At 72.3% G+C, this 18,135-nt stretch carries 17 protein-coding genes; 7 read left to right on the top strand and 10 right to left on the bottom strand.

What is annotated here, in order from left to right; translation table 11 throughout:
* Positions 1 to 4: 4 nt before the first annotated feature.
* Positions 5 to 1,228 (bottom strand): amidohydrolase, encoded by a 1,224-nt coding sequence (locus NUM_RS08345; RefSeq protein ID WP_207124215.1) that lies wholly within the window; start codon positions 1,226 to 1,228, stop codon positions 5 to 7.
* A gap of 83 nt (positions 1,229 to 1,311) precedes the next feature.
* Between NUM_RS08345 and NUM_RS08350 the strand changes: the two genes are divergently transcribed.
* Positions 1,312 to 1,974, top strand: a complete 663-nt coding sequence (locus tag NUM_RS08350) for an HAD family hydrolase (RefSeq protein WP_207124216.1) — start codon at positions 1,312 to 1,314, stop codon at positions 1,972 to 1,974.
* A gap of 76 nt (positions 1,975 to 2,050) precedes the next feature.
* On the opposite strand, the gene NUM_RS08355 is transcribed toward NUM_RS08350, so the two are convergent.
* Complete coding sequence (locus tag NUM_RS08355) at positions 2,051 to 3,163, bottom strand: phage baseplate protein (RefSeq protein WP_207124217.1); 1,113 nt, start codon at positions 3,161 to 3,163, stop codon at positions 2,051 to 2,053.
* 262 nt (positions 3,164 to 3,425) lie between these two features.
* Here NUM_RS08355 and NUM_RS08360 point away from each other — a divergent pair, with 262 nt between their 5' ends.
* Positions 3,426 to 4,175, top strand: a complete 750-nt coding sequence (locus NUM_RS08360) for a M50 family metallopeptidase (RefSeq protein ID WP_207124218.1) — start codon at positions 3,426 to 3,428, stop codon at positions 4,173 to 4,175.
* Positions 4,176 to 4,183: 8 nt separating this feature from the next.
* On the opposite strand, the gene NUM_RS08365 is transcribed toward NUM_RS08360, so the two are convergent.
* Positions 4,184 to 5,161, bottom strand: coding sequence for an ArsR/SmtB family transcription factor (locus NUM_RS08365; protein ID WP_207124219.1), 978 nt, complete (start codon positions 5,159 to 5,161; stop codon positions 4,184 to 4,186).
* 75 nt (positions 5,162 to 5,236) lie between these two features.
* Here NUM_RS08365 and NUM_RS08370 point away from each other — a divergent pair, with 75 nt between their 5' ends.
* The 4 genes from NUM_RS08370 to crcB all read left to right on the top strand — a co-directional run bounded on the left by NUM_RS08370 (position 5,237) and on the right by crcB (position 9,143).
* Positions 5,237 to 6,526, top strand: a complete 1,290-nt coding sequence (locus NUM_RS08370) for an MDR family MFS transporter (protein ID WP_207124220.1) — start codon at positions 5,237 to 5,239, stop codon at positions 6,524 to 6,526.
* A gap of 192 nt (positions 6,527 to 6,718) precedes the next feature.
* Positions 6,719 to 7,951, top strand: coding sequence for a phosphoglycerate dehydrogenase (gene serA, locus NUM_RS08375; RefSeq protein ID WP_207124221.1), 1,233 nt, complete (start codon positions 6,719 to 6,721; stop codon positions 7,949 to 7,951).
* A 251-nt stretch (positions 7,952 to 8,202) separates the two neighbouring features.
* Entirely contained in the window at positions 8,203 to 8,778 is a 576-nt protein-coding gene (locus NUM_RS08380) for a fluoride efflux transporter FluC (protein WP_225918417.1), read from the top strand.
* Positions 8,775 to 9,143: a fluoride efflux transporter CrcB gene (crcB, locus tag NUM_RS08385; RefSeq protein WP_207124222.1), complete on the top strand. Its 369-nt coding sequence runs from the start codon at positions 8,775 to 8,777 to the stop codon at positions 9,141 to 9,143. Before NUM_RS08380 ends, crcB begins: the two co-directional genes overlap by 4 nt.
* A gap of 98 nt (positions 9,144 to 9,241) precedes the next feature.
* Here the strand turns inward: crcB and NUM_RS08390 are convergent, their stop codons facing one another.
* Complete coding sequence (locus NUM_RS08390) at positions 9,242 to 10,003, bottom strand: hypothetical protein (protein WP_207124223.1); 762 nt, start codon at positions 10,001 to 10,003, stop codon at positions 9,242 to 9,244.
* A gap of 302 nt (positions 10,004 to 10,305) precedes the next feature.
* Between NUM_RS08390 and NUM_RS08395 the strand changes: the two genes are divergently transcribed.
* Positions 10,306 to 10,542, top strand: a complete 237-nt coding sequence (locus tag NUM_RS08395; protein WP_030444556.1) for a hypothetical protein — start codon at positions 10,306 to 10,308, stop codon at positions 10,540 to 10,542.
* A 156-nt stretch (positions 10,543 to 10,698) separates the two neighbouring features.
* On the opposite strand, the gene NUM_RS08400 is transcribed toward NUM_RS08395, so the two are convergent.
* From NUM_RS08400 to NUM_RS08425, 6 genes are read right to left on the bottom strand one after another with little or no spacing between them, the layout of a single operon-like run.
* Positions 10,699 to 11,175, bottom strand: a complete 477-nt coding sequence (locus NUM_RS08400; protein WP_225918418.1) for an NUDIX hydrolase — start codon at positions 11,173 to 11,175, stop codon at positions 10,699 to 10,701.
* A gap of 26 nt (positions 11,176 to 11,201) precedes the next feature.
* Positions 11,202 to 12,659 carry an AMP-binding protein gene (locus NUM_RS08405; RefSeq protein WP_308440556.1) on the bottom strand — a complete coding sequence of 486 codons (1,458 nt, stop codon included), beginning with the start codon at positions 12,657 to 12,659 and terminating at the stop codon, positions 11,202 to 11,204.
* 19 nt (positions 12,660 to 12,678) lie between these two features.
* Positions 12,679 to 14,349: a condensation domain-containing protein gene (locus NUM_RS08410; protein WP_207124225.1), complete on the bottom strand. Its 1,671-nt coding sequence runs from the start codon at positions 14,347 to 14,349 to the stop codon at positions 12,679 to 12,681.
* Positions 14,346 to 15,680 carry a condensation domain-containing protein gene (locus NUM_RS08415; RefSeq protein WP_207124266.1) on the bottom strand — a complete coding sequence of 445 codons (1,335 nt, stop codon included), beginning with the start codon at positions 15,678 to 15,680 and terminating at the stop codon, positions 14,346 to 14,348. The genes NUM_RS08410 and NUM_RS08415 overlap by 4 nt, the downstream gene beginning before the upstream one ends.
* 12 nt (positions 15,681 to 15,692) lie before the next feature.
* On the bottom strand, positions 15,693 to 17,480 hold the full coding sequence (locus tag NUM_RS08420; RefSeq protein ID WP_207124226.1) for an AMP-binding protein: 1,788 nt from the start codon (positions 17,478 to 17,480) through the stop codon (positions 15,693 to 15,695).
* A 3-nt stretch (positions 17,481 to 17,483) separates the two neighbouring features.
* Positions 17,484 to 18,077, bottom strand: coding sequence for a GNAT family N-acetyltransferase (locus tag NUM_RS08425; protein WP_207124227.1), 594 nt, complete (start codon positions 18,075 to 18,077; stop codon positions 17,484 to 17,486).
* Between the last annotated feature and the right edge of the window lie 58 nt (positions 18,078 to 18,135).

Consider the following 18,135-nt stretch of genomic DNA (forward strand, 5'->3'; position numbering starts at 1 on the left):
CCGGTCAGGCGAGTTCGTCGTAGTGCGGGTTGGCGGTGACGCCGACGCCGCGGTGGTCGTCCCAGTGGTACACGTCGCGGCCGGCGACGAACACCCGCAGCGCGCGGCTGGTGACATCCAGCGGGTCGCCGGACCACAGCACGACGTCCGCGTCGCGGCCGACGGCGAGGGTGCCGACCCGCTCGTCCAGGCCGAGCATCCGCGCCGGGTTGACCGTGATCGAGCGCAGCGCGGTCCCGCGGTCCAGGCCCTCCTTCACCGACAGCGCGGCCTGGTAGACCAGGAAGTCGATCGGTACCACCGGGTGGTCGGTGATGATCGCGATCTCGACGCCGGCCCGGTCCAGGATGCCGGGGTTGCGCAGCGAACGCTGCGCCACCTCGACCTTCGACCGGTTGGTGAACAGCGGGCCGATCATCACCGGGATCTGCTTGTCCGCCAACAGATCCGCCAGCAGGTGCGCCTCGGTACCGTGGTTGACCACCAGCCGGTAGCCGAACTGTTCGGACAGCCGCACCGCGGTCGCGATGTCGTCGGCCCGGTGGGTGTGCTGGCACCACGGGATCTCGCCGGACAGCACCCGGGCGAGCGTCTCGTAGGTGGCGTCCCGGTCGAACGGCTTGCCCTCGTCGGCGGCGTGCGCGCGGGCCGCCACGTAGTCCTGGGTGTGCAGGAACGCGTCCCGGATCACCGCGGCCACGCCGAGCCGGGTGGACGGCAGCTTCTTCTGCTCGCCGTACACCCGCTTCGGGTTCTCGCCCAGCGCGCTCTTCACGCTGGCCGGGTCGCGCACCACCATCTCGTCGACGGTGCGGCCCCAGGTCTTGATCGCGGCGGTCTGGCCGCCGATCGGGTTGCCGGAACCGGGCTTGACCACCACCGTGGTGATGCCGCCGGCCAGCGCGTCGGCGAGGCCAAGGTCGGCCGGGTTGATGCCGTCCAGCGCGCGCAGCCGGGCGCCGTTGGGGTCGGTCATCTCGTTGTAGTCGCGGCCCTCCCAGCCGATGCCCTCCTCCCCGATGCCCGCGTGCACGTGCCCGTCGACGAACCCGGGCAGCACCCACTGGCCGGTCGCGTCCACGGTCCGGGCCCCGGCCGGTACGGTCACCTCGCCGGCCGGCCCGACCGCGCTGACGCGGCCGTCCTCGACGAGCACCACGCCGTCGTCGATCGGGTCGGCCCCGACCGGTACGACCCGGCCACCGGTGATCGCCAGCTGTTCCGCCATGAAGTTCTCCCTTCGCCGTCCCCCAGCTTGCCGCACGCCACGTCCGCCGCCGGCGCGGGCCGGCGGATGGCAGGCTGGAGGACATGAGTAGCAGGCGTGGCGTGATCTTCGACCTGGACGGCGTCCTGGTCGACTCCGAGCAGTGGTGGGACGAGATCCGGCGCGGCGTGGTCGCCGAGTACGGCGGCCGCTGGACCGACCAGGCGACCACCGCAATGCTCGGCATGTCCACCCCGGAGTGGGCCCGCTACCTGGTCGACACGCTCGGCGTCCGGCTGGCACCGGAGCGGGCGGCCGGCACGGTGATCGACCGGATGGCCGACCGGTACGCGGCCGGGCCGCCGCTGCTGCCGCACGCCGTCGAGGCGGTCCGGGAGGCGGCGCGGCGGGCGCCGGTCGCGATCGCCACCTCCTCGCCGCCCCGGATCAGCGACGCGTTCCTGTCCGGTACCGCGCTGACCGGCACCGTGCGCGCCGCGGTGTCCTCCGAGCAGGCCGGCGCCGGCAAGCCGGACCCGGCCGTGTACCTCGTCGCCGCGACCCGCATCGACGTACCGGCGGCCGACTGCGTCGCGATCGAGGACTCCAGCAACGGGCTGCGCGCGGCGCTCGCCGCCGGGATGACGGTCGTCGCCGCGCCCAACCCGCACTTCCCGCCGGATCCCGACGTGCTGGCCCGCGCCCCGTACCGGATCGACTCGCTCACCGAGCTGGCGCCCACGCTGGAGCGGATCTGGCCCGCCTGAACCGATCGGCCGACGGCTCGGCCAGCCACCGGAGCCGGTGGGCGCCGCGCGGTTGCGGTCCCGGGTCGACGCGCCGTCAGGGCACGAGGCGGTCCAGGTAGCAGACCGTGGCGATCTTGTGCGAGTCGGTGGCCGAGATGGTCTCGGCGAAGCCGAACGCCAGCCGCGGCGCGCCGTCGGGGCCGAGCTGGATCGCCATGCCCTCCGGCTCGCGGAACCGCATGTCGTTCGCCACGGTCATCAGCTGCCGGCCCTCCACCACGCCGTCGGTCCAGCGCACCCGGGTGACCACGGTGTTGCCGGTCGGCGACACCGATCCGGTGTGGCCGAACGCGTTGCCCTCGATCAGGTACAGGTAGCGGCCGTAGGTCGCGTACCCCTGGAAGTCGGTGGCCAGCACGTCCGGCTGGGCGACCTCGGCGATCGGCTTCACCACCCCGGCGCGCAGCTGCGGCAGCAGGTAGAGCGCGTACCGGAAGTGCCCGTCGACGCGGTGCCGCATGGTCAGCGTGCCGTGCACCGGGTCGGTCGCCGCGGTGGTGCGGTCCGCGCCGGGCACCGGGGCGTACTGGCGCAGGCTGGGCGAGTCGGGGGTGAGGATCGCACCGTCGACGAACGGGAACCGGCCGAGCACGCTGCCCCAGCCGTGCACGCCGTCGTCGGCGATCGCCTTCGTCTCGGTCCACAGGTACGCGCCGTGCGGCGACGGCTCGACGCCGATCTGCACGCCGTGCCCGAACCCGGTGAGGAACATGTGGCCGAGCACCGTACCGGTGCGGTCCAGCCGGGTCAGGCACAGATCGCCGTGCAGGTCGCGGGTGGCGCCGGCAACTGGAGCGGCCTCCCCCGGCAGTTGCTGCCCGCCCTGCATCAGCTGCACGGTGTACAGCTCGTCGTGGGTGTCGTCGAACGCCAGCGCCTGCAGCACGGTGTTGTTGTACAGCGGCCTGTCGCGCCACAGCACGTGCCCGGGTGCGTCCAGGGCGAACCGCGGCGATCGCGGCAGCGCCGGCCCACCCGCCGCGGACGCGGCGCCGGTCGCGCCGTCGCCGGCGTTCGCGGTACCGGTGAGCAGGGCGCCGAACCCGGCGCCGAGGGCCACACCACCGGCGGCCAGCAGCCCACGCCGGCTGATCTGTCGGCTGTTTCGTCGGCTGGGCTGCCGATGCCCGGCAGGAGTCTCGACCACGCCTGACCTCCCCTCCACCTGCCGCGTCCGATACGCGGCAGGCACAGCATGACCGGGACACGAACGGAAATCAACGGTAGGTCGACGTCAATCTCGCAAACATTCGCGTGAAGTTCGCATCGAACATCTCGGCACGATCGACGCCCGCGACCGTACGGCATGGCGGCGGCACGGTACGGCGTGATGCCGGCGCCGTGACCGACGGTGTGGGACGCGCATGGCACCATCACGGTCTCGACTCACCGGCGAGAGAGGCGGCCCCGTGCACGGCTCGACGATCAGCGAGGTCTGGCATCAGGTCATCGGCACCCAGCCGACGGCGCCGTTGGCGTTGGTGCTGGTCACCGGCGTCCTGACGCTGCTCGTCGTCGCGTACGGTCCGGTCTGGCGGGTGGCACGCAACGCGATCACCATCGCGCACGAGGGCGGTCACGCCCTGGTCGCGCTGCTGTCCGGCCGCCGGCTGACCGGCATCCGGCTGCACTCCGACACCTCCGGCGTCACCGTGTCGGTGGGCAAACCGACCGGCCCCGGGATGGTGTTCACCGGTCTCGCCGGCTACATCGCGCCGTCGCTGCTCGGCCTGGGCGCCGCGGCGATGGTCACCGCGAACCGGCTGACCGCACTGCTGTGGCTGACCCTGGTGCTGCTGCTCGCGATGCTCATCATGATCCGCAACGCGTACGGGGTGCTCACCGTGGTGGTCACCGGCGTCGTGCTGTTCGTCATCTCCTGGTTCACCTCGCCGACGGTGCAGGCCGCCGCCGCGTACCTGATCACCTGGTTCCTGCTGCTCGGTGGGCTGCGGCCGATCTTCGAGCTGCAGACCAAGCGGTCCCGCCGGCAGGCACCCAGCTCCGACGCCGACCAGCTGCACCGGCTCACCGGCGTACCGGGCATCGTCTGGGTCGTGGTGTTCTTCCTGGTCGCCGCGGGTTGCCTGGTCGTCGGCGGCTACTGGCTCGTCCCCGAACTCCCCTCCATCGCCGCCGGCTTCGGCGCCGCCGGCTGACCGGTGGGTCAGCTCGTCGCGGCGAGGAGCGTGTCGGCGGTTTCGGTGCGGGCGTAGAGGACCACCCGGCCGGCCCGGTGCGAGGCGACCAGGCCCGCCGCCCGCAGCAGCGTCAGCTGCTGGGAGACCGCACCGGCGGTCAGGCCGGTACGGCGGGCGAGTTCGGTGGTGGACGCCGGTGCGACGAGCTCGGCGAGCAGCCGGGCCCGGGCCCGGCCGAGCACGGCGCCGAGCGCCTGCGGCCCGACCGCGGTACCGGTCTCCCAGACCGTGGCGATGCCGCGCGGCGGGTACAGCAGGGTGGGCTGCCAGGGCCGCTGGCTGATCGAGTACACGCTGGGCCAGGCGAACACCGACGGCACCAGCACCAGGCCGCTGCCGTCCAGGCTGCGGGAGTCGTGCCAGTGCGTGTGCCGCACGTACAGCCGGTCGTCGGCGAAGCTGACCCGCTCGTGCAGGTCGCCGAACAGCAGGTACGCGCCGCCCTCGGCGAGCCGGCGGGCCCGGTAGGCGATCTCGCCCTCCAGCAGGCCGCGCACCCGGGGCCAGTCCGGCGCGAGCGCGACCTGCCAGTACGCGGTGACCGTGTCGGTCAGCTCGGCCAACCCCGACGCCGGGTCGTCGGCCAGCCGGGCGGCGAACGGGCCGGCCGCGGCACCCAGCCGGTGCAGTTCGGCGCGCACCTGCGCCGGGGCGGTCGCCCGGACCGCGGCGAGCTCGGCGGCGAAGTCCGGTACCGGGGTGGTCGGCGGCGGCGTCAGGAAGTCCGGGATGTAGCGGGTCGGCGCGGGCACCAGGTCCAGCAGCGGCCCGAGGTCGACGCCGGCGTCGGCCAGTGCGCGCCGGGCCCGCCGGATCCACGGCAGGTGCAGCGCCCGGTCGGCCGGGTGACGCAGCGCACGGATGCTCACCACCGCCTCCCACAGCGGCGAGAACGCGAACCGGATGCGCAGCACGTCCTCGGTGGAAAAAGCCAGCTCCAGCACGATGCCCCCGATCGGAGATTCAGCGCAGTCTAAATCTCTGGAAAGGAGCGAGAGCGGTCGGCGACAGTTACCCGCGTGACTCCGCCCAGCACCGACGAACGCCCCCGTCCCGACACCACCGCCACTATCCCGGCCCAGCGCCGGTCCCGACTCGCCACCGAGGTGCACACCCATCTCGGCGGGCTGCCCCGTACCTTCTGGATCCTGTTCGGCGGCCAACTGGTGAACCGGATCGGCGGCATGGTCGCCGCGTTCCTGGTGCTCTACCTCGGCGCGCAGGGGCTGTCCGCCGGCCAGATCGGCGCGGTACTGGCCGCGCGCGGCGTCGGTTCGCTGGTGTCCCAGCCGCTCGGCGGGCTGCTCGCCGATCGGGTCGGGCGCCGGTTCACCCTGCTGACCGGGCTGGTCGCCACCAGCGGCGCGCTGGTGCTGCTCGGTGCGGTACACCCGCTGCCGGCGATGATCGCCGCGGCCGCGCTGCTCGGCTCGGTCAGCGAGCTGTACCGGCCGGCGTCCTCGGCGCTGGTCGCCGACGTCGTGCCGCCGGCGGCCCGGGCCAAGGCGTACGGGCTGCTGTTCTGGGCGGTCAACCTCGGTTTCGCGGTGGCGAGCCTGCTCGCCGGATTCCTCGCCGAGCACGGGTACTGGCTGCTGTTCGCCGTCGACGCCGGCTCCGGGCTGGCGTTCGCGGTGATCATCGCGGTCGGCATCCCGCGCGGCACCGCGGGCCGGCCGAAGCCCGCCGCCGGCGGCGACCGGGCCGGCTACCGCACCGCGCTGCGCGATCCGCTGCTGGTGGCGCTGGTGCTGCTCACCCTGGCCTACGCGACCGTGTACAACCAGGCGCAGGTGGCGATCCCGCTGGCGATCCGCGACCACGGCCTGCCCGCCACCGTGTACGGCACCGCCGCGGCGGTCAACGGCATCGTGATCGTCGTCCTGCAACCGGTACTGACCACCTGGTTGGCCCGGTTCGACCGGATGAAGGTGCTCGCCGCGTCCTGGGCGCTGGTCGGCGGCGGCATGGCGCTGACCGGCCTCGCGCACACCGCCTGGCAGTACTGCCTGGTCGTGGTGGTGTGGACGATCGGCGAGGTGGGTACCGCCGGGTTCACCGCGGCGCTGGTCGCCGACCTCGCTCCGGCCCAGGCGCGCGGCCGGTACCAGGCGATGTTCGGCTGGGGGTGGTCGGCCGCGAGCCTCACCGGACCGACCGTCGGCACGTTCGTCTACGGCACGCTCGGCCCGGCCGCGACCTGGCTCGGCTGCCTCGCGATCGGTGCGCTGTGCGGCGTCGGCGCGCTCGCCCTGGCGAGCCGGGTCGCCCGGCGCCGCGCCGCCGCGCTGCACCTCGCGCTCGCCTGATCGGGCAACGGTGACGAACCGGTCGCGCGGTATCGGACCGTTCGTGCGCGCCTGCATCGTGGTACCGGCCACCCGGTGTGGTCGGCCACCCCGGCGGGGTCTCTAGGCTGGGTGCATCAGCCCGGGCCGCCGGCCGCGTCGTCGGCCCGGATGCCGAGCAGCGACGCACGGCCACCGCTCGAGCGAGAAAGGATGCTCGTGGTCATCGACACCGCCACCCAGCAACCCGTCCGCGCCCTGCTGTTGGAGGGCATTCACCCCGACGCGCAGAGCCGGCTGGAAAAGGCCGGGTACCAGGTGGAGACCCTGGGCCGGGCGCTGGACTCCGAGGAGCTGGCGAGCCGGCTCGGTGGCGTGCAGTTGCTCGGGATCCGCTCCAAGACGCAGGTCACCGAGCAGGTGCTGGCCGCCGCACCGGACCTGCTCGCGGTCGGCGCGTTCTGCATCGGTACCAACCAGATCGACCTGCCGGCCGCCGCCGCCCGCGGCGTCGCGGTGTTCAACGCGCCGTTCTCCAACACCCGCAGCGTGGTGGAGATCGCGCTGTCCGAGATCATCGCGCTGACCCGCCGGCTGACCGAGAAGAACGCGAGCCTGCACGCCGGCGTGTGGGACAAGTCGGCCTCCGGCGCGCACGAGGTGCGCGGCCGCCGGCTCGGCATCGTCGGCTACGGCAACATCGGTACCCAGCTGTCGGTGCTGGCCGAGAACCTCGGCATGTCGGTCTACTTCTACGACACCGCGGACAAGCTGGCGCTGGGCAACGCGCGCCGCTGCGGCTCGCTGGACGAGCTGCTCAGCGAGGTCGACGTGGTCACCCTGCACGTGGACGGACGGCCGGGCAACAGCGGCATGTTCGGCGCCGACGAGTTCGCCCGGATGCGTCCCGGCAGCCTGTTCCTCAACCTGTCCCGCGGGTTCGTCGTCGACCACCTGGCACTGCGCGACAACATCACCTCCGGGCACCTGGCCGGCGCCGCGATCGACGTGTTCCCGACCGAGCCGAAGGGCCGCGGCGACGCGTTCGTCTCCGAGCTGCAGGGCCTGCCGAACGTGATCCTCACCCCGCACATCGGCGGCTCCACCGAGGAGGCGCAGCAGGACATCGGCCAGTTCGTGGCCGGCAAGTTCCGCGACTTCATCGAGGCCGGCGCGACCGCGATGAGCGTCAACTTCCCGCAGCTGGACCTGGGCGAGCGGCCCGGCGCGCGGCGGCTGGTGCACGTGCACCGCAACGTGCCCGGCGTGCTGGCGAAGATCAACGGTCTGCTCGGCGAGCACCACGTCAACGTCGACGGCCAGCTGCTGGGCACTCGCGGCGAGATCGGCTACGTGATCACCGACATCGGTTCCCGGGGCAGTGCCGACGTGCTGGCCGGCCTGTCCGCGATGCCGGAGACGATCCGGCTGCGCGCCCTCGACTGATCTGCGCTCCGGGTGGGGCGATCCGCCCCACCCGGGTGGTCGGTGGCGCGCCGCGCCGGGCGTCCGTTTCCCGTCCGGGCAGTGAGGTTTCTCGCTCCGGTGAGCGCAGCGGCGGTGATCACCGGCGGATATCCTGGGCCCATCGGCGGTGGGGCCCGCCGTCCGGCTTCGGCCGGAGAACCGCACCAACCGGTCGCCAACGGTCCCTACCAGGTGCACTGCACACCCGGTAGGCGAGGGAGCCCACGGACATGTCACACGGCCACGGCGCCGCGATGGACGAACACGCGTCGACGCAGGGTCCGGCCGGGCCTGGTGAGCCCGGTGCCGGCGACCCGGTACCGAAGACCGCCGGCGCGGCACCACCGCTCGCGACCGACCCGGACGTCGACCTGCACGTACCGCAGCAGCGGCAGGAGCTGCGCCACCACCCCGCGGTGCGGCTGGGGACGATCGCCGCCGGCGGCGTGCTCGGCGCGTTCGGGCGCTACGGGTTGTCGGTCGCGATCCCGCACGCACGTATCGGGTTTCCCTGGTCGACGTTCCTGACCAACGTGTCCGGCGCGTTCCTGATCGGCGTGCTGATGGTGCTGATCGCCGAGGTGCTCCCGGCACACCCGCTGATCCGGCCGTTCCTCGGCGTGGGCGTGCTCGGCGGCTACACCACCTTCTCGACGTCCATCGTGGACACCCAGCAGCTGGTCGTCGCGGGCGCGGCCCGGACCGCGCTGCTCTACCTGGTCGCCACGCTGGCCTGCGCGGTGCTCGCCACGCTGGCCGGGACGCTGCTGGCCCGTACGGTGGCCACCCGCAGGAGGCAGGCATGACGCTGGTGCTGATCGCGATCGGTGCCGCGGTGGGCGCACCGGCGCGCTACCTGGTCGACCGGGCCGTGCAGTCGCGGCACGACTCGGTGTTCCCGTGGGGCACCTTCACGGTCAACATGCTCGGCTCGTTCCTGCTCGGCTTCGTCGTCGGCGGCGCGGGTGCGCTCTCGCCCGGGCTCACGGCGCTGCTGGGCACCGGCCTGTGCGGCGCGCTGACGACGTACTCGACGTTCAGCTACGAGACGCTGCGGCTGCTGGGCACCGCCGGGCGCAGCCTCGCCGTGCTCAACGTGGTGGCGAGCCTGGCCGGCGGGCTGGGTGCCGCGTTCGCGGGCCTCGCCGTCGCGACCGCGATCTGGGGATAGCGGACCGGCCGCGACGCCGTGGTGGGGCCGCCGCGGGGCGGCCCCGGCACGGGGATGCGTTCGGCGGCCCCGGGGCAAGGGCCGCCGAACGGGGTGACTCAGTTGCCGTACGACGGGGAGTCGTCGACCGCGCCGAAGCTCTCCGAGTAGTCCTGGCCGCCGTGATCCGAACCGCCGTCCGACCCGTCGCCGGAGCCGCTGGTGGAGTCCGAACCGGACTGGTCGCCGGTCGAGGACGAGCCGCCGGAGGGGTCCGCGCCGCCGGAGGAGTCGCCACCGTCCGACCCGTCGGCACCCGGCACCGAGGTGAGGTCGGGGATCGACGCCGAGCCGCCGGAGCCATGGTCGCCGCCGGAGGAGTCGCCACCGGAGGTCGACGAGTCGCCGCCGGAGGTCGAGTCGCTGCCCGAGGTGGACGAGTCGCTGCCGTCACCGGAGCCGCCGGCCGGCGGCTGCGCGGACGGACCACCCGGCGCCGCCGCGCCGCCCGGTGCCGCCGCACCGGAGCCGTCGCCGCTGGTGTCGTGGCCGCTGGTGTCGTCGCTGCCGCTGCCGCCGCCGGAACCGCCGGTGACGTACGAGTCGTCGTGGCTGAAGTCGACGCCGCTGGCAGTGTCGTCCAGGTAGCCGTCGCCGTTCTCGTCGACCATCCGCTCGTCGAAGCTGCCGTCGTGGTTCTGGTCGTAGTCGGCGTATTCGACCACACCGTCGTTGTTCTCGTCGTACGCGACGAAGTCGGTCTGACCGTCCCCGTTCGTGTCGGCCGTGTACTCCACGGAGCCGTCGCTCTCGTAGTGGGCCGTCACGTCGTCGGCCTGGCCGTCACCGTCCGCGTCGATCCACACGTCGCTGTCGCTCATTCCGCTTCCCCCTAGACTCGGCCCCACCGGGGCCGTGCACCCCACCAGGCCTGTTGCATCACCTATGTTGGCGGCCGGTTCGACCCGCGCCGTGCACCACGATAGGTCCCGCCCTCCAGTGCCGCTCTCCCCGTTCCGTGCCAGCAAGCGATCGTCACGCACCGTGTCGGCAAGCTGGCGGTTTCGCGTCCGGTTCGCCGGCGGTACCGACCGGCGAATGCTGATGAATTCGCAGAAGCCGCGCGTGTCGACCGGGCGCAACGCATACTGATCGTGTATCGGACGAGCACGAGGGGTAAGCGATGATGACGACGTCGCCGGACCTGAGGAGCGTCCTGTCGCGGGTGACCGACGCGGTGGAGAACCTTCCGTGCGGGGCCGAGCACTCCTGCTCCGCCCAGCTGCGGCGGGACCTGTTCGCGCTGCGCGAGCGAGTACGGTGGGCCGGCCGGCCCAGCGGTGACCTGCTCGCCGAGGCCGAGGGGCTGCTCGGCCGGATCAGCGAGTACCTGGCCGCCACCGGCCCGGCCGTGCGCTGAGCCAGCGGAAGTCGTTGCGGCGCCCCGGCCGTCGGCCGGGGCGCCGCACTGCATGGCCGGCACTGCCGCACTGCGTGGCCGGTGCTGCCGCACTGCGCGGCCGGCACTGCCGCACCGCGCGGGCGGTCGCCGCACCGGGCAGCTCGCGGGCTCGGGTCAGTCGAGGGTGGGCTGGCGCCGATCGGGGTCCTCGATCGGAACATCCTCTGCCAGGAGGCCGACGCCATCGTGTGCCCGGACACTCGGGTCCGCGGCGTCCAACGCGTCCAAGACGCGTGCCGCATACACTTCCCGCATCTTTCCGCGGACATCGTCCTCGGTCCACCAGGCGAAATCCGCGGTTTCGTCGGTCGTGACGAGAGTCCCGCCCAGCCGGCGCACCCGGAAGACCAGTGCGACCGCACCGATGCGCATGTTCTTGTACACGCCGGTGAGGCGTACCGGTGCGACCGACAACCCGGTCTCCTCCCGCATCTCCCTTCGCAGGCAGTGAACGATCGACTCGTCCAGTTCCAGCAGGCCCCCGGGGGGCTCCCAGTTCCCGTTGTCCCGACGCTGGATCACCAGCACCCGGCGCCGTTCGTCGAGAAGAATGCCGGAGGCACTCACCGAGTGCCTGGGGATGTCGACCACTGCCCACCTCGGACAATCGATGGAGGTCACGTCGGATCACTGGCCAGGCGCAGGCCTGCACGATCGAGCTTTCCGTTCGGGCCGTGCGGTAGCGAGGCGACCCGGGTGAAGTGGTGCGGAATCATGTACCACGGCAACCTGCGTGACGCGAATTGCATCAGTTCGATCTCCGCCACCTCGTCGCCGGTGTAGAAGGCGTGCAGGTGCGCGTCGGAACCCGACCCGGCGACGATCACCGCGGCCTCGTCGACCAGCTCGTGCTGCCGCAGGGCGGTCTCCACCTCGCCGGGCTCCACGCGGTACCCGCGCACCTTCACCTGATCGTCGAGGCGGCCCAGGTGCACGAGCTGGCCATCCTGCTCGACGACGCGGTCACCGGTGCGGTACCAGTGCTCGTCCGTCAGCGGCCCATCGCCGTCGTAGGGCGCGACCGCGCCTCCCCTGACGGTCAGGAAGCTCCCCCGGTCGTCCCGCGGATCCAGATAGCCGGGAAACCGCTGCGCTCCGCGGACACAGAGCTCGCCGTCGACAACGACCGATTCGAGGTGTGGGTAGACGGTGCCGATCGGCACCGTGTCGTTCGGCGTGTCCGGCCACCCGGTCGGGTCCGCCGGGACCCGGTACGCCGCGCAGCTCAAGGTCAACTCGGTCGGCCCGTAGACGTTCTCCACGACGCTGTTCGGAGCGGCTTCGCGCCACGCCGCCGCGTCCCGCCAGAACAGCCGTTCCCCGCAGAAGAGGCTGTACGACAGGCCGGGCATGCAGCCCGGCGGCAGCGAATGCAGGGCCCGGGTGGTTCCTATCACCGAGGGGACCGAGAACCAGTGCGTGATCGACCGGGCGTTGACGTACGCCACCGGGTTCATCGCCTCCGACCTGCTCGGCACGACCAGGGTGGCGCCCGATCCCCACGCCGCGAAGAGATCGAACAGCGACAGGTCGAACGTCAGATCGAAGGAGTGCGAGAGCCGGCACCCGGCCGCCAGGTCGTACCGACGCCGCACGTAGTCGATGTGTGCGACCACGGCCCGGTGCGGAATCGGTACGCCCTTGGGAGCGCCCGTCGAACCGGAGGTGAACATGACGTACGCGAGGGAACCGTCGCCGGCCCCGGCAGCCGATGCCGGGTCGGCGGGCCGCTCGACGGCCCGGACACCGTTCGGATCATCGACCAGGAGAAGATCCACCGACGCCGCGCGCGCGGCGGCCTCGCTGCGGTCCGACGGCACGTTCGGGCTCAGCGGCACGACCGCGGCACCCACCCGCAGCGCCGCCAGGTAGCACACGTACGCATCGAGGCCGCGCGCCAGCAGCAGGCCCACTCGCCGCGGGCGGCGACCGCGGGTCAAGACCTCCGCGCGGTGCTCCACCAGGTCACGCAACCCCGCGTAGGTGATGCGCTGGCCGGGAAACTCGACCGCGATCGCGCCCGGGTGCCGCTCGGCACTCGCGGCGAACAGGTCGAACAGGGTGCGCTGCATCATCGCCCCGATCTCCGCGCGGTCAGCACGGTTGCGCCAGTCGCTCGACCAACCCGCAGAACTCGCCGAGGGTCGGCGCCTCGAACAGGTCCGCCGGGGTCAGCTTCAGCCCGAGCTCGGCGCCGATCCGGAGCACCACCTGCATGGCGACGAGCGAGTTACCCCCGTGCTCGAAGAAGTCGTCGGCGGGATCGAGTGCGTCGACACCCAACGTGGCGGCCCAGATGGCCGCCACCGTGGCCGCCACTCCGCCCGTCGCCGCGACACCGGCCACCGGAGCCTCGTCGTCCCCGTCGAGGCCGGCGTCCGTGTCGTCAGACGCCCGAACCCACGTGGACTCGGCGGTCACGATGTCGCCGACCGTTCGTTCCGGGTCCGCCAGCATGGACTCCAGCACCCGCCCGAGGCTCGTCAGCAGGGCGTGGCCGGTCTCGTCGGGCACCACCGATCGTTGCCAGGTCAGGGTCAGGGTGAACCGGTCGGCCGGGGTGACGCTCAGGGCGAGCGGCAGCCCCGTGTCCTCGTTCGCGCCCCCGGTCTCCGTGCCCGCCGGCCCGCGGCCCGCGGTCCTGATGTTCTGGTACGCCAGGGTGCTGTCGAACAGCGCGCGTCCGGGTCGAACGCCCGCCGCGGATCGGACGTCGGCCAACGGCACGTGCTCGAACCGCATCAGGTCGAGCATGGTGCGGTGAACGGAGCCCAGCCAGTGATTCGTCCGCTGCTCGGCCGACACGTCGGTTCGCAGCGGCAGCCAGTTGACGAACATGCCCACCGCCGTGTCGATGCCCGGTACGGGCGCGGTTCGTCCGGACGTGATCAGGCCGAAGACCACGTCACGAGCGCCACCGCGGCAGTGCAGCACCAGCGCCCAGGCGCCGGCGAACACGGTCGCGGCCGAGATCCGATCGCGGACCGCCCGCTCCCGCAGCGCATCGCCCAGCCGGCGGGGCAGCGTGAGAACCGCCGCACCGGACGGCTCGTCCCGCGCCCCGAGCCGGCGCGGCGCGGCACCCAGACCGAGCGGCGTCGGCAACTCCAGCCCGGTCAACGTCCTGCGCCAGTACGCCAGCGCGCGCGAGCGGTCCTGCTGCTGCGACCAGCGCACGTAGTCGATCGGTGGGCACGTCTCCACGAGGTCGGTGCCCGGGTCCCGGTAGGCGCTCCACAGCTCCTGCGTGAGCTGCGCGAGGCTCCATCCGTCCAGGGCGACGTGATGGTACTGCCAGACCAGCCACCAACGGTCGGCGCTCTCGGCCACCATCGCCAGCCGTACCAGCGGCGGCTCGGCCAGCGCGAACGCCTGCCTCCGCTGGTCGCGCAGGTAGCGCGTGAACCAGCGGTCGAAGCGACCGCCGTCCGGCTCGTGGCGCACCAGCGGTACCGGGGTGGCGAGGCTGCGGAAGACCACCTGCAGCGGGCCGGCATCGACCTCCCAGTGGTACGCGGCGCGCAGCGCCTGGTGCCGCTGCACCACGAGCCGCCACGAGCGCCGCAACGCCGCCGGGTCGAGCCGTCCGTCCACCACCGTGGGCACCTGCACGACGTACCGGCTCGATTCCTCGTGCAGGAGCGCCTCGTACAGCAGGCCACGTTGCTGGGGCGCCACCGGGTTGACGGTCTCGACGTCGGAGCGGGATCGACCGAGGACCGTCTCCAGTCGCTTCCACGTCGCCTCGGCCAGTCGAACGGTCACCGGTCACCCTCGATCACTGGTATCGCACCACCGACGGGCGGCAGTTCCTCGGCGAGCCAACGGACCGGAGCGGTACCGCTGCCGGGTACCAGTTCCAGCAACCGCAACACGTCGTCGCTGACCTCGGCGGCGACCTCGTCACCGCCACGACGGCCGCCGAAGAAGGTACGCGTCCACGTCACGTCGGGCGAGAAGTGGAACCGCAGCGTCGTACAGGTGACGTCGCCGGACGGCCGGAACGGCCCGAGCACCGAGCGCTCCACGCGATCCGACGGACCCTCGCCGGCCGCGCTGCGGCGGTCGTCCACCTGGACGTGCAACTGCACATAGTCGGCGTCGGCGCCCTGGAGGCAGTTCTCGTACCCGCGGACGGCACGCACCAGATCCGACACACTCGCGTACGAATGCCGAAGCGCCGCGGCACAACTCCCCCGGATCCGCTTGGCCAGGGTGAGCAGGGACTCCCCGGGAGAGACGCGGCAGACCAACGGCCGATCGTTCACGAAGTTGCCGACCGAGACCTGCCGCGCCGGATCCCGTCGCGTGGAGATCGGTGTGTGCACGAGGAAGCGCTCCTGTGCGGTGCGCCGCCACAGGCTGATGGCGCAGAGCGCGGCGATCACCACGAACGGCGAGCACTTCAGCTCCCGCGCCGCCAGCTGCACCGCGTGGTAGCCGGCCCCGCCCGCACGGTGGCGGTCCCGTTGCGCCCGAACCCCGTCCGCCGCACCGTGCGGCATGACGCCGGTGAGCGGAGCGACGTCACCGAGCCGGCGCGCCCATTCGCCGGCCTCCTCGGCGACGCGGTCCGTGCTCGGCTGGGCCCGGCACACGTCCTGGAAGGTCATCGGCAGCTCGGGCAGGGCGCCGCCGTCCAGCAGCAACGCAAGGTCGCGGGTGACGATCTCCGCCGACGTCCCGTCCGCAACCAGGTGATCCAGGGCACCGAGCAGGACCCCGTACCGCTGCCCCTGACGGATCAGTTCGAAACGTGCCCGACGCGGCCCACGTGGATCGAACAGGTCGGCGCACCGCAACCACGCCCGCCGTGCCGGGACGCGACCCGGGCACCCGCTCTGCTCCTCAGCCACCAGCAGCGGAGGTGTCTCGTCGGCGACGAACTGGCCGTCCGCCGCCGAGGCGCCGAGCTGGGCGCGTAGCCCACCATGGCGTTTCGCCAGCCGCTCGACGGCACCGGCCACCCGGTCGTACGAGATCTCGGCCGGCACTGGCAGCGCTGTCGTCAGGTTCAGGGCGACGCCGGGACCGAACAGGTTCTGGAAGTACAGCAGGCTGCGCTGCTCGGCGGTGAGCGGGAAGAGGCGACTGATGGCGCGGCCCTCCTAGTCGACCGAGCGATCGGGGATCCGACGGTTCGCCAGCACGCGCCGCAGCGCCTCGACGAAGTCGTCCAGGGTGCCGAACGGGTAGACGTCCGCCAGGTCGACACCGAAGCCGAGATGTGCCTCGGCGGCCGAGAGGATGCCGACCGTCGCGAGCGAGTCGCCACCCATCGCGTAGAAGTCGTCCCGGTCGGAGACCTTCCGGCGGAGGGCACGCTCCCAGATGTCCCGCATGGCACGAGACAGCGCCTCGCGGTCGCCCGGACCCGGCTCCTGCCCACCGGACCACGCCCTGGACGACAGCTCGTGCTGGACCATGTCGCGCAACGCGTTCTTGTCGACCTTGCCGGAACGAAGCCGGGGAAGCTCGTCCACGAGATGGATCCGGGACGGGATCTTCATCCGATCGATCGCGCCGTCCAGCAGGCCCCGGATCGATTCCTCGCTCGCCGGCCCTTCCGGCACGACGACCGCCACCAGATCCTCCCCCAGGAGCTCGTCGTCGACTCCGAGCACCGCCACCTCGCGCACCTCGGGACAGGAGTGGTACGCCGCCTCCACCTCCGCGCAGGAGATGTTCGCTCCGCCGCGGATGACGATGTCCTTGCTCCGGCCGATCAGGTACACGGTGCCGTCCGCATCGATCCGCCCCAGGTCACCGGTGCGGATCCACCCGCCGTCGGAGGGTGCGCAGCCGTCCGACGGCTGGTCCAGATACCTGCGGTACGAGCCGTTGTTCTTCCGAATCCAGATCTCGCCCGTACAGCCGGGCGGCAGCGGTTCGCCGGCGGGGACGACCGTCTTCACCTCCGTCCCCGGCGACGGTTGGCCCAGCCTGGTGGGGTCTCCGGTGAAGCGGGCGCAGATGCTCGCGGTGCCGCCCTCGGTGAGCCCGTAGATGTTGATGACCCGCGCGGTCGGGAAGCTGCGGGCGAGCTCGCCGGAGAGCTTGGCGTCGGCGGCCGCACCGGTCAGGAACACGCCGAACACCGAGTCGGCCCGCGCGAGCGGGGCCACCCGTACCGATCGGACCAGCGCGCGGGCATCCGTGGGTGTCAGGCTGAGTATGTTCGCGCCGCCGGCATCGACCAGCGATCGCAAGTTCTCCGGCTGGGTCCCCGCCGCGACGACCACGCACGGGGTACGGGGTCGCAGCGTCGAGTGGAGAATCAGCTGCCCGGCGTTGGTCCCCACCGGGAAGGCATGACCCAACCTGGCTCTTCTGCCGAGGCGGTCGTCCCCGACCGAGTCCAGGTTCGCGCGAAAGTCCTTCCACGTGCACGCCACCAGCCGGCCGGTGCCGTCGGTGGACCCCGAGGTCGCGAGGATCTCGAGGACCTCGTCGGCCGGACTGGCCGGACCGTGGTCTGCGTCGGTACGGTGCGAGCCGTCCCGGCTCCGGTCTTCGGCACACGGCTCGACGCTCAACTCGCCGAGCTCGTCGCACGCCACGATCGCCGTCGCCGAACACTCGGCCCCGATCCGCCGCGCCTCCCGCTCGGTCACGCTGGCGGACAGCGGCACCGCGGGGTGACCGGCGAGGATCGCGCCGAGGTAGGCCACGGCGTACCGATCCCACTGCGGCGAGCCGAACCTCAGCAGCAGTGGGGACCCTGCCGCAAGGTGCAGGCGCGCGAGCCGCTCCGCGAACGCGGTGGCGGCGGACTCCCACGCCGCGAAGGTCAGCGGCGCGCGCCCGACCACCGTGATGATCGGGGTGTCCGGTTCGGCCAGCGCCCGCGCGCGCAGGATCTCGGCCATTCCCCGTGCACCCGACGTGTTCGGCATGCTCTACTCCCGTACGGCCCAGACGGAGCTTGCGACGCTTTCGTCGAAGAAGCCGCGGGCGGCGTCGAGCCCGACGACGTGGATGTCCTCGCGTCGCTGTTTCGCCCACGCGTCCCGCTCGAGTCGCCACCGTCGCTCCGTGGCGTCGGTCCCGTCTCGTTGCACGACCTCGTCGGCATAGTTGACGTACCCGAGCCGCCGGGAGACGGCGTTGGACGCGCCATTGTCCGCGAACGCGGCACTGAGCGCGACCCTCGCACCAAGGCCGGCGAAAGCGAAGTGCAGAATCGCGCGACGCATCTCGGTCCCGATCCCCTTCCCCTGAAAGGGCAGGCCGATCCAGGACCAGCTGGTGACCGTTCGCTGTGCCGCGAACTGCTCCGCACCCAGCGACTGCAACCCGATCACCCTGCCATCGAGTTCCACCGCACCGACGAAGGTCCACCGGTTCGGCTGCCACATCGCCCGCAGGCCCCACCCGTGTTGCAGCAGGTTGCGTTGCAGAATCCCGGCAGGCTGAAGCGTCCACGTGTCATAGAACGGCAGTTCGCCGGCCCGGTGAATGCCGTTCGCCGCCACCTGGGCGACGTCGCGCAACCGGCTGTCGTCGGCGCACCTGATGGTGAGCCTCGGTGTGCATATCGCGACATCGAAG

This window comes from Actinocatenispora comari (genome assembly GCF_017312725.1).
Taxonomy (GTDB): Bacteria; Actinomycetota; Actinomycetes; order Mycobacteriales; family Micromonosporaceae; genus Actinocatenispora; species Actinocatenispora comari.